This window comes from Lebetimonas sp. JS085, from assembly GCF_000523295.1.
GTDB lineage: Bacteria > Campylobacterota > Campylobacteria > Campylobacterales > Nautiliaceae > Lebetimonas.
This window is the reverse complement of the sequence record NZ_ATHR01000001.1, coordinates 311,913-327,441: the sequence shown is the minus strand read 5'-3', so window position 1 is coordinate 327,441 and position 15,529 is coordinate 311,913. Positions and strand designations below refer to the sequence as shown.

The window sequence follows — 15,529 nt, the reverse complement described above, 5'->3', positions numbered from 1 at the left end:
AAAGAGGATAGATGATTAAAAATTATGAGGAATATAAAAAAGCTGTCCAGCTTTTAAAAAAATATTCATATTATTATTATGTTTTGGATAATCCTTTGGTTACAGATGAAGAATATGATAAATTATACCGTGAAGTTGAAAAATACGAAAAAGCGCACCCTGATGAAATAGATCCGACTTCTCCTACACAAAGGGTAGGCGATGTGGTACTTGAGGGATTTGAAAAGGCCAAACATATAACAAGAATGTGGTCTATGGAAGATGTGTTCAGTGAAGCCGAATTTAAAGACTGGTTAAACAGGGTGAATAAATTAATTGATGACAATTATACTTTATACATAGAACCAAAATTTGACGGAGCCAGTTTAAATCTGGTTTATAATAACGGGGAATTGGTTAGAGCGGAAACAAGAGGCGACGGTGATATCGGGGAAAATGTCACGTTAAATGCAAAAACTATAAACTCCATACCTTTAAAGATAAATTATAAAGGACTTATTGAAATACGGGGGGAAGTTTTAATAAAAAAAGAGGATTTTGATAAATTAAATGTAGAGAGAGTTAAAAAAGGCGAAAGCACTTTTGCAAATCCGAGAAATGCGGCGGCAGGAAGTCTAAGACAGCTTGACCCTAAAATTACGGCAAGCAGACATCTGTTGTTTCAACCCTGGGGTGTGGGATATCCTGTTGAAATATTAAATTTCACGGAGGTGGAAAACGACAGGTATGAAAACGATAAAAAAATGTTTTTTGATAAATTTAAAACATATAAAAATTTAATGGATTTTGTTTATTCCCTCGGATTTAGGGAACCCCCTAAAAGAGGGGAGTGCAAAAAAGACGAAATTGAATGCATTCAGAAAAAATATAACGAATTTGTTAAAATCAGGGATGATTTGCCTGTAATGCTTGATGGTATGGTTGTTAAGGTGAATGAGCTTAATTTACTTGAAAAATTAGGTTACACTCAAAAATATCCAAGATGGATGGTCGCATATAAGTTTCCTGCCATTGAAAAAGAGACAATTTTAAAAGATGTTGTTATTCAGGTTGGAAGAACCGGCGTTTTAACTCCGGTTGCCGTTTTGGAACCTGTTGAAATAGGCGGGGTTATAGTAGAGAGGGCCACTCTTCATAATTTTGATGAAATTGAAAGAATGGATATCAGAATAGGTGATCATGTAATAGTAATCAGAAGCGGGGATGTTATTCCTAAAATTACTAAAGTTTTGGCATGGAAAAGAAGCGGAAATGAAAAGAAAATAAGTAGACCCACATATTGTCCCGTATGCGGAAGCGAGGTGCTGGACGAAGGGGCTCTGATTAAATGTCAAAATCTTTCCTGCCCGGCAAGGGTCGTAAATACTATAATTTATTTTGCTAGTAAAAACTGTATGGACATAGAGGGGTTAGGAGAGAGCGTAGCAAAACTTTTATATGAAAAAGGGCTTGTAAAAGATATAAGGGATTTATATAAACTTAAAGTTGAAGAACTTGAAAGGCTCCCCGGTTTTGCAAGAAAAAAAGCCGAGAATTTGATAAACGCAATTAAAAAAACAAAAGGGACTGAATGCTGGAGATTTGTAAATGCTCTCGGAATTGAACATATAGGAGAAGTCGCAAGCAAAAAAATTTGCGAAAAATTCGGGGTCGGTTTTTATAAACACGACCCTTTAGAATTTATGCATATAGATGGTTTTGGGCCTGAGATGGTAAAATCTATTGAAGAATATGTAAAAGTAAATAAAGAAAAAATTGAAGAGCTTATAGAATTAATTCAGCCTAAAAGCCCCGAAGCTAAAGAGATTAAAGAATCTCCTTTTCTTGGCAAAACAGTAGTTTTAACAGGAGCTATGAAAAAACCGAGAAATGAGATAAAAGAACTTTTTGAATCTCTTGGGGCACATGTAAGCAGCAGTGTAAGCAAAAGAACAGATTATGTAATTTACGGCGAAGATGCGGGGAGTAAATTTGATAAGGCTAAAAAGCTTGGTGTTACCCTTCTTCCCGAAGATGAAATGTGGAAAATGATAGGAGAGCAAAATGCCGACTAAAGTTTTGGTAGAAGATGATTTGGAGATTATTACCCCAAAACTTTATAAAGTTATATTGCTTAATGACGATTACACAACTTTTGATTTTGTAATAGAAATATTACGTTCAGTTTTTAATAAAAGTGAAGACGAAGCTATAAACATTACGCTCAAAGTGGATAGGGAAGGCAGCGCTGTTGTGGGTATTTATCCTTATGAGATAGCCCAGATGAAAGTAGATAAAGTTCATACCCTTGCGCGTTCATCCGGCTATCCATTGAGGGCAAAAATAGAGGAGGTATAAATGCAGATAACTGAAAATTTAAAAAATATATTTAACGAAATAATAAATGAAGCTAAAAGAAGACAAAACGAATATATAACAATAGACCATGCTTTTTATATTTTATTGAAAGATAAAAACATAAGAAATTTACTTGAAGATGTAGGGGTTGATGTTGATTATATAAGAAGGGGGCTTGATTATTATCTTGACAGATATATTGAAAAAGCCCCTGTGGTTGTAACGCCCACAGAAACCCTTTCTTTTCACAAAGCAACCGAAAGAATGATAAAGCATATTCAGGGAATTAAAAAAACCGTTGCCGATGAAATCGACTTTTTTATTGCACTTCTTGAAGATGAAACAAGTTATGCAAATCAGCTTTTAAAAGAATTTGGAATAGAAAGAGTCGAAATAGTCGAATATGTAACAGAAACAAAAGAGGAAAAGAATGAGCCAAAAGTATTGGGGGAATTTACAACCGAACTTGTAAAAGAAGCCAAAGAATTTGATGATGTAATAGGCAGGGAAAAAGAAATAAACAGGATTATGCAAATCTTAGTTAGACGTAAAAAAAATAATCCTGTTTTAGTAGGAGAACCCGGAGTGGGTAAAACTGCAATTGTTGAAGGTCTCGCCAAAAAGATAGCTTTTAACCAGGTTCCAAAAGAGCTTAAAAATAAAAAAATTTATTCTCTCGATATGGGGAGTTTGATAGCGGGTACCAAATACAGAGGTGAATTTGAAAAAAGAATGAAACTTATTTTAAACGAACTTAAAAAAGAAAAAGAGCCTATTTTGTTTATAGATGAAATACATATGATTGTAGGTGCGGGTGCTGCTGGCGGCAGCAATATGGATGTTGCAAATCTTCTTAAACCGGCACTTGCAAGAGGTGAAATAAGATGCATTGGGGCTACTACTTACGAAGAATTTAAAAACCATTTTGAAAAAGACAGAGCCTTAAACAGAAGATTTCAAAAGATAGATATAAAAGAGCCGTCTGTTGAAGACACAGTAAAAATACTTGAAGGTTTAAAATCAAGATATGAGGAGTTTCATAAAGTTAGATATTCAAAAGAAGCAATAAAAAGTGCGGCAATTTTAGCTAAAAAATATTTAAGAGAAAAATATCTCCCCGACAGTGCAATAGATTTAATAGATGAAGCCGGTGCAAAATATAAATTAAAGGGCAAAAAATTAATTACAAAAAACGATATCGAAACAATAATCGCCAGTATCGCCAATATTCCAAAAGAGAGTGCAACGAGTAATGAAATAGAAAAACTTAAAAATCTCGAAAACAGTTTAAAATCAAAAGTTTTCGGACAAGAGGCGGCTATAAAAGAGCTTGTTAAGGTAATTAAAAGAAAAAAAGCAGGATTAACCCGCGAAGATAAACCGATAGGAAGCTTTCTGTTTGTAGGACCTACAGGTGTTGGTAAAACAGAAGTAGCAAAACAGCTTGCAAATATACTCGGTATTAATTTTATAAGATTCGATATGAGCGAATATCAGGAAAAGCATTCAGTCGCCAAATTAATCGGTTCACCTCCCGGATATGTGGGATATGAAAAAGGAGGAATACTTACAGAAACCATAAGAAAACACCCTCACAGTGTATTACTTTTGGATGAAATAGAAAAAGCGCATCCTGATATAGTGCAGATTCTTTTGCAGGTTATGGATAATGCGACTTTGAGCGATAATGACGGCAGAAAAGCTGATTTTAGAAATGTTGTTTTGATAATGACAAGCAATTTGGGTGTTGGTGAGGGAAATAATCTTGGATTTATGCAGGAATTCAGTGAATTTAAAGAAGATGCAATAAACAGATTTTTTGCACCTGAATTTTTAAACAGGCTTGATGCCATAGTGAGATTTAAACCTTTAAGCAAAGAAAATGTATTAATGGTGGTAGATAAGTTTATTAATGAGCTTCAGGATAAATTAAATGCCAAAAAAGTAAAATTAACTCTTACAAAAAGGGCTAAAGCCGCACTTGCTAAAAAAGGATATTCCCCTAAAATGGGGGCAAGGCCTCTTGCAAGGGTGATTGAGGAAAATATAGTAGAGCCTTTGAGCGAAGAGATTTTATTTGGGGAGCTTAAAAACGGAGGAGTGGCAAGATTTGATTATATAAAAGATAAATTCAGTTTAAAAGTTAAAAAATAGTGAGTTGTGAATTGTGAGTTTTGAATTATGAATTATAAATTATGAATTTAAAAAGTAAAATAAAGGTTAAAAATATATGATTAAAGTTAGGGAATGTCCTCCTTTATATCTTCTTGATGATTTCACTTTTCCTTCCCCTTATGAAAAATTTGATGAAGGATTTGTAGGGGCAAGTTATGATTTACACCCCAAAAGACTGCTTGAAGGTTATTCAAGAGGTTTTTTCCCATGGTATCAGGATGAGGACGGGCTTTTTCACTGGTATGTATTAAATAAAAGGCTTATTTTAAAAGTCGATGAGGTAAAAATTACTAAAAAATTAGCTCAAAAACTCAGGAGCTCAAAATGGGAATTTAAAATAAATTCAAAATTTGAGGATGTAATCAGAAATTGTGCAAATGTAAAAAGAAAGCAAAGCGGAACCTGGATAAATGATCCATTTATAGAAGCTTATACCAAATTACATGAACTCGGATTTGCCCTTTCGGTTGAAAGTTATTATGAGGGGGAATTAGTTGGGGGTTTTTACGGGGTTGCAATAAATAAATATTTCAGCGGTGAGAGTATGTTTCATATAAAACCCGATGCAAGTAAGTTAGCTTTAATTTATTTTTGTAATGTTTTAAAAGATAACGGAATTGAATTTATTGACTGCCAGGTCCCAAGTGCCCATCTTCAACGAATGGGGGCAAAAATATATGAAAAAAAAGAATTTATTCCAATGATTCAAAAAACAAGCGGGATTTTAAATCTCTAATTTTCCCGCCACTTTCCCTATAATATTAATCTCCTCAGGACTTACAGTTTCTTTTGGATAGATTTTATTGTCTGAGATGATTTCAATTTCCCCTGTGCTTTTTAAATTTATTCTTTTTACAAAAACTCCGACATTTGTGGAAATTACGAAAATTCCCCCGTTTATGATGTTTTTGTCATTTCTGTCTATAAATATAATATTGCCGTCTTTTAAAGTAGGCTCCATTGAATCACCGATTACGTTTATTGCATCTAAATTTTTATTTAGTATTTTTTTGTCAATATATAAAATTTCATAATTTTCATCAAAGTTTATTGCCCCGCCGCCCGCACTTGCATTTATATCTTTAAAATACCTAATCTCAGAGAATTTTTCTGTCTCGGTTGCTATTGCATCAATGCTCTGGTCAAACAAAAGCCAGTTTATTGAAATTTTCCTTTTAGCACAAAAAAGAGCTATTTCTTTAAAAGGGATTTTATTTCTTTTTTTAAGTATGGATAAATTCTCAGGTGTAATGCCAAGAACGTTTGCCACATCTTTATTTAAAACTTTTCTATCTCCCACTTCATTTGAAATTATATCTTTAATTTTTTCTATTATTTTTTCAAAATCCATTTCAGTCCTTAACAATTTGTTAATTTATTGAAGTATATTTTATCAAAATGTTAATATTTTGTAAATAAATTAAAGGATTAAGGATGAAAATACACCTTGATTTAGACGCTTTTTTTGTATCGGCCCACATAAGTGTTGATTCAACTTTATTGAATAAACCCTGCGTTGTAGTAAAAAGAAATGACAAAGAAATTTTCAGTGAAAAAGCAAATGTTTATAATTTAAACAAAGGTGCTTTTACTTCGGAAATTATAATAAGCAAAAAAAAGCCTGATAAAAGCTATTTTTTAGAAAATGGCAAAATTAGGGGGATTGTGGTTACTGCAAGTTATGAAGCAAGAGAGCTTGGAATAAAAACAGGTATGACCTTAAAAGAAGCTCTTATCATTTATCCTAATTTAGAGGTTATTTTACCTGATTATAAACTTTATCATTTGCTTTCATACAAATTAAAACTTTTTTTAAAAAGAAAAATTCCGGCAGTGGAACAATATAGCATTGATGAATTTTTCGGGGATTTGGCAGGCTGGATCGAAGATGAAAAAATTGAAGGATTTTTAAAAAATCTTCAAAAAGAAATTTATGAAAAATTTAAACTTCCGATTTCCATAGGTGCGGCAAAAAGCAAATGGATTGCAAAACTCGCCACAAATTACGCAAAACCATACGGTATAAAAACAGTAAGAAATATTGATAAATTTATTAAAAATGTTCCAATAGAGAAATTTCCGGGAATCGGCAAAAGAATAGAAAAAAGACTGAAAGAAAAAGGAATTACAACTTTAGGAGATGTAAAAAACAATAAAAAATATTTTTATTCGTGGGGAAAAAACGGCGTAGTTTTATATAACAGAGTTTGTGGCAGGGATAATGAAGAGGTAAAAGAGAGGGAAAATAGAAAAAGTATAGGTATCTCAAGAAGGTTTGATCCGATTTATGATAGGAGCGAAGCTGTAAGAAGAGTTGAAATTTTATGCAGATATTTGTCTTTTTTAATTACTAAAAACAGACTTAATCCCACTTTTTATTACTTAAAAATAAAATATAAATATTCAAAGCCCCAAAAAGCCCATATAAATATTGAAAGGATTTTTAATGAACTTTTGTTAAAGGAAATTATGACCACTCTTTTTTATACGGCCGATAATAAAGAGGATTATATTGTTTCTATTGCCTTAAGTGTCGGAAAATTTAAAAAAACAAGCAATTTGTTTGATTATGAAAAAGATAAAAAAATGGAAAAATTAAACAGGGCGGTTTATAAATTAAGAAGTAAATTCGGGCTCTCAGCCGTTGTGACGGCGGGGGAAAAAATTATTTAAAAAAATTAACGTTTGAGATTATTTACAGTCTGGAGCATTTCATCACTTGTAACTATCGCTTTACTAGCGGCGTCATAAGCTCTCTGTCCTGTAATTAAATCTGTCATTTCATCGACCAGCTGGACATTGCTCATTTCCAAAAATCCCTGTCTAATCTCACCCGTGCCGTCCTCCCCGGGAGTTGTAACAATAGGGTCTCCCGAAGCAGAGGTGTTTATATATAAATTGCTTCCAAGTGAATGAAGACCTGCAGGATTTATAAATTTTGCAAGCTGAATTTGCCCGATTTGCTGCATTTGCGTCTGTCCTGCTTCCAATATACTGACTGTTCCGTCTGTTCCCACAGAAACCTGAACGGTGTCGGCCGGCAGTGTAATACCGGGAATTAATTTATATCCGTCGCTTGTTACGATATTCCCGTCTTTGTCGAGTTTAAAAGCTCCGTCTCTTGTATATGCTATTCTTCCGTCAGGCAGTTGAATTTGGAAAAAACCGTCTCCCTGGATTGCCAAATCCAGGTTATTTCCTGTTTCTTTAAAATTTCCCTGTGTAAAAATCTTACTGATGGCTGTAGGTCTGACCCCAAGCCCTACGCTTATTCCGGTTGGTGACTGGGTGTCTGTTGAAGTTGCTGTGCCTGCATATTCCATTGTCTGATAAAACAGATCTGCAAATTCGGCCCGTTGTTTTTTATATCCTATTGTATTAACATTTGAAATATTGTTTGAAACAACATCTATTTGTGTTTGTTGTGCCAACATTCCCGTAGCTGCCGAATAAAGACTTCTTAGCATATTAATTCCTTAATTTTTTTATTAAAAAGCAAAAATCATTCCAATTTCACTACTCACAACTCACTACTCACTATTCACAACTCACTAATTTTATCCTCTTACATTTGCAAGTTTTTCAATAGCATCACGGTTTAAATCATCCATAAATGTTGTCATAATTTTTTGATAGCTTTCAACCATTCTATTTGTATCAATTAAATCTGTCATTTCTTTAACCGGATTTACATTTGACTTTTCCAAAAATCCCTGTAAAACACTGTTTTTTGAATCTATTGTTGCAGTATCCGGAATAAAATCGAATAAATTGTTTCCTATTTTTTTGAGTGTGTTTAAATTATTTATTTTTACTATTTTTAATGTGGCGATTAACTGTTTGTTTTGGTAAATATTGCCGTTTTGGCATATTTTAATCGGATATGATGTATTAAGCTGTATAGGTTTATTTTTATTGTTTAATACTTTAAATCCGTCTTTTGTAACCAAATATCCGTTTGAATCAAGTGAAAAATTTCCGGCACGGGTCAGTTTTTCCCCATCAGGCGTATTTACTGAAAAAAATGCATTTTTTTCTTTGAGAGCCAAATCAAGAGGATTCCCCGTCTTTTGAAGATTGCCTATATCGAATTTGGTATATTCTTCTACAACAACAGGAACTTTATTAAGCGCCCTGTTTAAAAATTTTGCCGCTTCTTTTGTATTGTTTTCAAGTGGAAGATTGTCTCTTTTTTCATTAAATATTCTTTCATAATCGCCGATTATAATATCGTCTTGTTTAAAACCCGAAGTGTTTATATTTGCCAGGTTGTTTGATATTACATTAAGACGATTAAATTGTGTAACCATACCGCCGGTTGCGCCGTAATAACCGTTAATCATTGATTAACCTTTTTTTTGTATAATGAAAGCAAATAGCGTTCCGTTCATTTATTATATAATTACAGATTATTATTCAAGGAGAAAATTAATGGCATTACCTAAAGAGCTTGAAAAGTTATTTAAAGAAAACAAAAAAGGCGTTATTACTTATGAAAAGATAGTCAGTATTTTACCAAAAACTCCTACAAAATCTCAAACTAAAGAAATTCTGACAAAAACGAAAGAAAACAATATCAAATTAATGACTGCGGCAGAAGTCGCCAAACTTAAAAATCTTGAAGATGTTGTAAAAAATGAAGAAGAGAGAGAAAGAAAAAAAGAAGAGCTGGCGGAGGATATCTTAAAAGATAAAGAGCTTCTCGAATGGAGCCGTTCCGATTCCCCCGTTAGGATGTATCTGAGAGAAATGGGTCATATTCCGCTTTTGGATAAAGATGAAGAAGTGGAAATTTTCAGAAGAATCCAGCTCGGGGAAGAGATAATTCTTGATGCGATATGCTCAATCCCTTTTTTGATTGATTTGGTGTTAAAATATAAAGAGCCTTTACTTAACAGGGAAAGAAGGGTAAAAGAACTTTTTAAAAATTTTGTTGACGAAGAAGAGGTTGAAGACGAAGATACAAAAGAGGGAAAAAGAAATAAAAAAATATCCATCAGGGAAAAAAGAATAAACGAACTTTTTAAAAATCTGGAAAAAGCAAAAAAAGAGTGGGAAAAAGTTTTAGACGAATACGACCAGGTAATAAACGCCACCAATATGGATGAGCTTGAAAGGCTTCAGAAAATTTTGACGCTTACGTTTAAAAAGAAAAAAGTAAAACTCGCATTAAACGAACTTGGATATACTTCCAAACTTATCAATGAAATAGTAAAAACTGTTGAAACTGCCTTAAAAGGCGATAAAGATTTTGAAAAAGAACTTAAGAAAAAAGAATACAGACTGCCTCTTTTTAACGAGCAGCTGAGAAAACTCCACAGGGAAATATTAAGTAAAATCACTTCTCTTAGCAAAGAGGATATTGCGGCTATGGTTCCGGAACACACAATGGTTAATATTTATATGGATATAAAAAAATTAGTTGAAGCGAAAAAGGCAAGCGACAATACATTCGGAATGGAACCTGAAAAACTTGAAGTAATACTTGAACAGTTAAAAAGAGGTAAAAAAATTGCCATAGAAGCAAAAGAAAAGATGGCCAGGGCTAATTTAAGATTAGTTGTCAGTATTGCCAAAAAATACACCAACAGAGGGCTTCCTTTTCTTGATTTGATTCAGGAAGGAAATATAGGGCTTATGAAAGCCATTGATAAATTTGAATTTGAAAAAGGATATAAATTTTCGACATATGCAACCTGGTGGATAAGGCAGGCAATTTCACGTGCCATTGCCGATCAGGCTAGAACTGTGAGAATTCCTATCCATATGATAGAAAACATCAATCAGATTAATAAAATAATCAGAAAACATGTTCAGGAAAACGGAAAAGAGCCTACCCTTGAAATTATTTCTAAAGATATGAAAATGCCGATAGAAAAGGTAAAACAGATTCTAAAAATTTCAAAAGAACCGATTTCCCTTGAAGCTCCGGTCGGAGAAGAGGAAGACGGAAAGTTCGGAGATTTTATAGAAGACAAAACCTTTATTAACCCTTATGAAGAAGTGGTTCACGAAGATTTGAGAAAACATATTGATGAAATTCTTTCTCAGCTTAATGACAGGGAAAGAGAAGTTATAAAAATGAGATTCGGTCTTATGCCCGATAAAAGTGAAAGAACGCTTGAAGAAATTGGAAAAGCGCTTAATGTAACCCGTGAAAGGGTCAGGCAGATTGAGAGCAGTGCTATTAAAAAACTGCGCCATCCAAATATAGGTAAACTTCTTAAAAATTATATTGAAAGCTAAATAAATGGTGAAAATGGTGAATAGTGAAAAATCTGCCCGGCCGCTTGCAAAGCGGCGGGGTGGTGAGTAGTGAGAATGGAGAATGTAAAATGGAAAACAGTAAATGGAAATTGATTGAAAACTTCTTAGTTAAATTTATTTATGAAGAAATAACGAAAACAGGATTGAAAAAAGGAATCTGCGGCATTAGCGGCGGGATTGATTCAGCCGTTGTGGCAGTTTTGGCTAAAAAAGCATTAGGTGATAATTTCAAAGCTTTTATGCTTCCAAGCCAGTTTTCTTCCCCTTCAAGTATAGAAGATGCAAAAACATTATGTAAAAAATTTGATATAGAATATGAAATAATATCTATTGCTCCACTTCTTGATGCCTATCCTATAGATGATAAAGTAAGACTTGGAAATTTTTCTGCAAGAATGAGGATGGCTGTTTTATATGACAAAAGTGCCGAACTTAAGGCATTAGTAATCGGTACAAGTAACAAAAGCGAATTAATGCTGGGTTATGGAACATTGTACGGAGATTTGGCAAGTGCACTTAATCCGATAGGGGATTTGTATAAAACGGAAATTTTTGAGTTTGCAAAATATTTAGGTGTGCCTGAAGCTATTATAAATAAACCTCCGAGTGCGGATTTGTGGAAAGGCCAGAGTGACGAAAAAGAACTTGGGTATTCATATGCTGAGATTGACCCTGTTTTAATGGAGTTTGTGGATAACAGGGCTACGAAAGAAGAGCTTTTGGAAAAATTTGATAAAGATTTGGTGGAATTTGTAATAAACAAAATTTATAAAAACCAGTTTAAAAGAAAAATGCCTATTATTGCAAAACTTAAATCAAGAACTGTGGGCCATGATTTTTTATATGAAAGAGATGTCAGATTATAAATTTATGTTATAATTTGTAAAAAAGGTTAAAAATGGCATATAAATTGGAAAATGGCAAAATAAAAAGGGTTTCTCTTCCTAAAAAATTATCTAAAAAAAATGAAGAATTATTAGAAAAATATTGGGAAAAAACTCCGGCTTTTGAAAATAAAATTCTAAAAAAATTTAGTATAAAAACAATAAATGGTAATTAAATTTATTAAATATCAAAAAATAAATAAATCTTTTATAAGTTTTTTTAAAGATGAAATTTTTAATAATAGGGAATATGAGTTTTTAAAAAAACTAATTAATGATACTAATAAAAATAAAAGTACAGTTTATGTGTTAGAAATTGAAAATAAAAAAGCAGGTTTAATAGGTTTAACATTTGATAGGGTAGCTAATTCACCTGTTATAAGTATTGATTACATTTTTGTGGCAAAATCTTATAGAGGTAAAAAAATAAAGAAATTAAGTAATAAAAAAATATCTGAAATATTAATTTATTATGCTATTGAATTAGGTAAAAAAATTAAAGATTATGTTAGTGTAAGATATTTAGCTTTATATCCTGATATGCAAAATATTAATTTAACAAAATATTATTTATCTATTTTTCCAAATACTTTTAAATTAAAAGAAAATAAAGAAATATGGATTTTATTAAAAATATGAGAATTTTTACTTTTTTCGAAGAAATGTATTATGAACCAAAATGGTATCATTGGCCGGTAATCGTTTCTCTTTTACCAGTTTCATTTCTTTATATGATAATAGCACATTTTAAATTTCCCAGAAAATATACAGATATGGGTATACCCGTTATTTCGGTGGGTAATATAATTGTGGGAGGCAGCGGAAAAACCCCGATAACGATAGCAATAGCAAATTATTTGAAAGAAAAAAAAGTCGCTGTGATTTTAAGGGGATATAAAAGACTCTCAAGCGGATTGGTTATAGTTAAAGATTTTAATGAAATACTTGTTCCTGTTGAAATTAGCGGAGATGAGGCGATGGAAATAGCTACTTCCACAAAAGCCGCCGTTATAGTGAGTGAAGAGAGGAAAAAGGCAATTGAAAAAGCTAAAAAAATAGGGGCCGAAGTTGTCATTCTGGATGACGGATTTGACAAACCTTTTGAAAAATTAAATATTGTAATAGATAAAAAATTAAAAAATCCTTTTGTTTTGCCGGCAGGAGGATACAGATATCCAAGAGTTGCACTTAAATTTGCGGATATTATTTTAAAAGAAAATATCGATTTTAAAAGAAATGTTGAAAAAGTGAACGGGGATGTTCTAATTTCAGCTATATCAAATCCAAAAAGACTTTTAAAATATGTTGATGTAAAAGAATACAAATTTTTTCCCGACCATTACTGCTTTAAGAATAAAGATATAAACGAGTTTAAAGATAAAAAAATAGTTACTACAAAAAAAGATTATGTAAAATTGAAACAATTCGGTTTTAATCTGAAAGTTATTCAAATGAATTTGGAATTAAACCAAAATATTTTAAAGCAAATAGACGAATATTTGTTAAAATTTCATAAAAAAGGTAAATAATGGAAATAAAAGAGCAGTTAAAACAGGACGAGCAGTTATTGGTTCAGGTTTTTAAACTTGAAAAATTTATAAAAAAATATAAAAAACATTTAATTATTGCTGCGGTAATTTTAATTGTTTATGTAATCTGGCAGGCTTCTTACAATTATATTAAAACCCAGGAGCTTATTAAAACAAACAATGCTTTTGATGAACTTATTGTTAACCCTGATAATAAAAAAGCACTTGAAACATTGAAGGAAAATAAAAAACTCTATGAACTTTATCTTTTAAGGGAAGGTAAAAATCTTAATAAAATTTCAACCCCCGAACTTAAAGAATTTGCGGCATATAAAACGGCTATGCTAAAAGGGGATATTAAGACCTTGGAGAATTATTTATTAAATCCCGATTATAAAGTTTTAAAAGATGCCGTAAGGGTTGCTTTAATCAGGGCATATCTGGCAAAGGGAAACAGAAAAAGAGCGCTTGAAATAAGCAATGATATCAAACCAAATTCAAAATTTGCTGATATTGCAAAATATCTTTTACATTACGGGATAATAAAATGAAAAAATATTTACTATTAGCGGCTTTAATTTTTGCGGGCTGTTCAACAAAACATTTTGAACCCGAAAAAGTATATAATAAAAATTTAAATATAAATACCCAGGATAAAAAACTGGCCGAATACACATATAAACATTTAACGTTTGTAAAAACAAAAGGTTTTTTTAAAGAAAAAAAAGAATATTTTGATGAAAACAATAAAAGTTTGGGAAGTTTTGTAAAAATAAACGACGATTTGGCCGTAAACGGGGATAAACTGTTAATAATTTCTCAAAAAAGAGTAATTAAAATGCCTCAGCTTATATATTCAGCCACTAAAAAAGGCGCTCTAATTGCGGTAGTGTTTGAAGATAACGAATACGGTATTTATGATTTGGATAAAAAGGCTCTTGTATTTAAAAATTCAGATGACGGAATGATTGAAGCCAGATACATACATGCAAGCCCGGTTTTTTATAATGATTTGGTTTTGTTCCCGCTTCTCAGCGGAAATGTGGCTGTTGTGGATTTGACTAAAAAACGTTTTATTAGAAACTTGATTGTTTCACAAAAAAATATTAACGATAATGTAATTTATCTTAAAATAGTAAATGACAAACTGTTTATGGCTACCCCTCATAATTTAACTTTATTTAATCCAAATTTTTTAATTCATTACAACGACGATATAAAATATGTAATAAATTTGGGAAATTATTTATATGTTTTTACAATAGACGGCAGAATAGTAAAATTGGATTTAAATCTTAAAAAAATTAAAGAAATCAAACTTCCATATGCTTCTTTTTCACTTCCAGGCGTATGCAGGGGTAAAATTTATACGGTTGAGCATGAAGATTATTTAATCGAAATAGATGAAAATTTAAATTATAAAGTGTATGAAGGTGATTTTGATACAGATTCTCCTTTAAAAATTCAAAACTGTAAGATTTATAATAAAAACAAGGTGTTTTTTATTGAGTAGATATCTTGAAGCTTTTTTAGAATATCTTTTGATAAATAAAGGTGTGAGTAAAAACACCTATGATGCTTATAAAAGAGATTTAATGCAGTTTGAAGAATTTATTAAAAAGCCAATTATTGAGGCTGAAAGCGGCGATGTAATTAGGTTTTTATCTGAAATTGAAAATAAAAGAAGTTTAAACAGAAAATTAAGTGCTATTAACTCTTTTTTTGATTTTGCATATAAAAGAAATTTTGTTGATGAAAAATTTAAAATAAAACAGGCCAAACTCCCAAAAACCCTTCCTAAATTTTTGAATAAAGAAGAAATTTTAAATTCAATATCGCATATAAATTCCCAATCTTCATGGTTTGAGCTCAGAGACAGGGCTTTGATTTTGTTTTTGTATGCCACTGGGCTTAGAATAAGCGAAGCTTTAAATATAAAAACAGGTGATATAGAAGGCGGCTGGGTAAAAGTAGAAATGGCAAAAGGTGAAAAACAAAGGATAGTGCCAATAGCGGATGCTGCTTTAAATACACTTAATGAATATTTACATAAAAGACCCTGCGTCAATGAATTTGTTTTTGTAAATAAAAACTGTGATAAATTAAGCAGAATATCCGCATTTAACATTACCAAAAAATATCTGAATGTATCTCCTCATGTACTCAGACATTCATTTGCCACAGCACTTGTGTTGGGCGGGGCGGATTTAAGGGTTGTTCAGGAACTGCTCGGCCACGCCTCTCTTAACACCACCCAGATATACACACATATTCAAAAAGAAAATCTTAAAGATACAGTGTTAAAATATCATCCGTTGGAAGAAATAGAATAAAGTG

At 31.9% G+C, this 15,529-nt stretch carries 16 protein-coding genes; 13 read left to right on the top strand and 3 right to left on the bottom strand.

Going from position 1 to position 15,529, the window contains the following annotated elements; translation table 11 throughout:
- The first annotated feature begins 11 nt into the window (after window positions 1-11).
- The 4 genes from ligA to aat all read left to right on the top strand — a co-directional run bounded on the left by ligA (window position 12) and on the right by aat (window position 5,248).
- On the top strand, window positions 12-2,054 hold the full coding sequence (gene ligA, locus DZ68_RS0101780) for an NAD-dependent DNA ligase LigA (protein ID WP_024790582.1): 2,043 nt from the start codon (window positions 12-14) through the stop codon (window positions 2,052-2,054).
- Window positions 2,044-2,337, top strand: coding sequence for an ATP-dependent Clp protease adaptor ClpS (locus DZ68_RS0101775; protein ID WP_024786976.1), 294 nt, complete (start codon window positions 2,044-2,046; stop codon window positions 2,335-2,337). Before ligA ends, DZ68_RS0101775 begins: the two co-directional genes overlap by 11 nt.
- Window positions 2,338-4,491: an AAA family ATPase gene (locus DZ68_RS0101770; RefSeq protein ID WP_024790581.1), complete on the top strand. Its 2,154-nt coding sequence runs from the start codon at window positions 2,338-2,340 to the stop codon at window positions 4,489-4,491.
- Window positions 4,492-4,567: 76 nt separating this feature from the next.
- The gene (gene aat / locus DZ68_RS0101765; RefSeq protein WP_024790580.1) at window positions 4,568-5,248 is read left to right on the top strand and encodes a leucyl/phenylalanyl-tRNA--protein transferase; all 681 of its coding nucleotides are present in this window, start codon (window positions 4,568-4,570) and stop codon (window positions 5,246-5,248) included.
- On the opposite strand, the gene DZ68_RS0101760 is transcribed toward aat, so the two are convergent.
- Window positions 5,237-5,863, bottom strand: a complete 627-nt coding sequence (locus DZ68_RS0101760; protein WP_024790579.1) for a LexA family transcriptional regulator — start codon at window positions 5,861-5,863, stop codon at window positions 5,237-5,239. The genes aat and DZ68_RS0101760 overlap by 12 nt on opposite strands.
- An 83-nt stretch (window positions 5,864-5,946) precedes the next feature.
- On the opposite strand from DZ68_RS0101760, the gene DZ68_RS0101755 reads away from it, so the two are divergent.
- Entirely contained in the window at window positions 5,947-7,185 is a 1,239-nt protein-coding gene (locus DZ68_RS0101755; RefSeq protein WP_024790578.1) for a DNA polymerase, read from the top strand.
- A gap of 5 nt (window positions 7,186-7,190) precedes the next feature.
- Here DZ68_RS0101755 and flgG read toward each other — a convergent pair whose 3' ends face one another.
- Both flgG and flgF read right to left on the bottom strand, forming a co-directional pair.
- Complete coding sequence (gene flgG, locus DZ68_RS0101750; protein WP_024786971.1) at window positions 7,191-7,979, bottom strand: flagellar basal-body rod protein FlgG; 789 nt, start codon at window positions 7,977-7,979, stop codon at window positions 7,191-7,193.
- A gap of 90 nt (window positions 7,980-8,069) precedes the next feature.
- The gene (gene flgF, locus DZ68_RS0101745) at window positions 8,070-8,855 is read right to left on the bottom strand and encodes a flagellar basal-body rod protein FlgF (protein ID WP_024790577.1); all 786 of its coding nucleotides are present in this window, start codon (window positions 8,853-8,855) and stop codon (window positions 8,070-8,072) included.
- Between the two features lie 88 nt (window positions 8,856-8,943).
- Between flgF and rpoD the strand changes: the two genes are divergently transcribed.
- The 8 genes from rpoD (at window position 8,944) to DZ68_RS0101705 (ending at window position 15,525) form a co-directional block, all read left to right on the top strand.
- On the top strand, window positions 8,944-10,758 hold the full coding sequence (gene rpoD, locus DZ68_RS0101740; RefSeq protein ID WP_024790576.1) for an RNA polymerase sigma factor RpoD: 1,815 nt from the start codon (window positions 8,944-8,946) through the stop codon (window positions 10,756-10,758).
- A gap of 89 nt (window positions 10,759-10,847) precedes the next feature.
- Window positions 10,848-11,645 (top strand): NAD+ synthase, encoded by a 798-nt coding sequence (locus DZ68_RS0101735; protein ID WP_035907309.1) that lies wholly within the window; start codon window positions 10,848-10,850, stop codon window positions 11,643-11,645.
- A gap of 32 nt (window positions 11,646-11,677) precedes the next feature.
- Window positions 11,678-11,839 (top strand): hypothetical protein, encoded by a 162-nt coding sequence (locus tag DZ68_RS10700; RefSeq protein ID WP_156920206.1) that lies wholly within the window; start codon window positions 11,678-11,680, stop codon window positions 11,837-11,839.
- The gene (locus tag DZ68_RS0101725) at window positions 11,829-12,302 is read left to right on the top strand and encodes a GNAT family N-acetyltransferase (RefSeq protein ID WP_024786967.1); all 474 of its coding nucleotides are present in this window, start codon (window positions 11,829-11,831) and stop codon (window positions 12,300-12,302) included. Before DZ68_RS10700 ends, DZ68_RS0101725 begins: the two co-directional genes overlap by 11 nt.
- Entirely contained in the window at window positions 12,281-13,192 is a 912-nt protein-coding gene (locus tag DZ68_RS0101720) for a tetraacyldisaccharide 4'-kinase (RefSeq protein ID WP_084021906.1), read from the top strand. The genes DZ68_RS0101725 and DZ68_RS0101720 overlap by 22 nt, the downstream gene beginning before the upstream one ends.
- Complete coding sequence (locus DZ68_RS0101715; RefSeq protein WP_024790574.1) at window positions 13,192-13,743, top strand: hypothetical protein; 552 nt, start codon at window positions 13,192-13,194, stop codon at window positions 13,741-13,743. Before DZ68_RS0101720 ends, DZ68_RS0101715 begins: the two co-directional genes overlap by 1 nt.
- Entirely contained in the window at window positions 13,740-14,705 is a 966-nt protein-coding gene (locus DZ68_RS0101710) for a hypothetical protein (protein WP_024786965.1), read from the top strand. The genes DZ68_RS0101715 and DZ68_RS0101710 overlap by 4 nt, the downstream gene beginning before the upstream one ends.
- Window positions 14,698-15,525 (top strand): tyrosine-type recombinase/integrase, encoded by an 828-nt coding sequence (locus tag DZ68_RS0101705; protein ID WP_024786964.1) that lies wholly within the window; start codon window positions 14,698-14,700, stop codon window positions 15,523-15,525. Before DZ68_RS0101710 ends, DZ68_RS0101705 begins: the two co-directional genes overlap by 8 nt.
- Window positions 15,526-15,529: the final 4 nt, after the last annotated feature.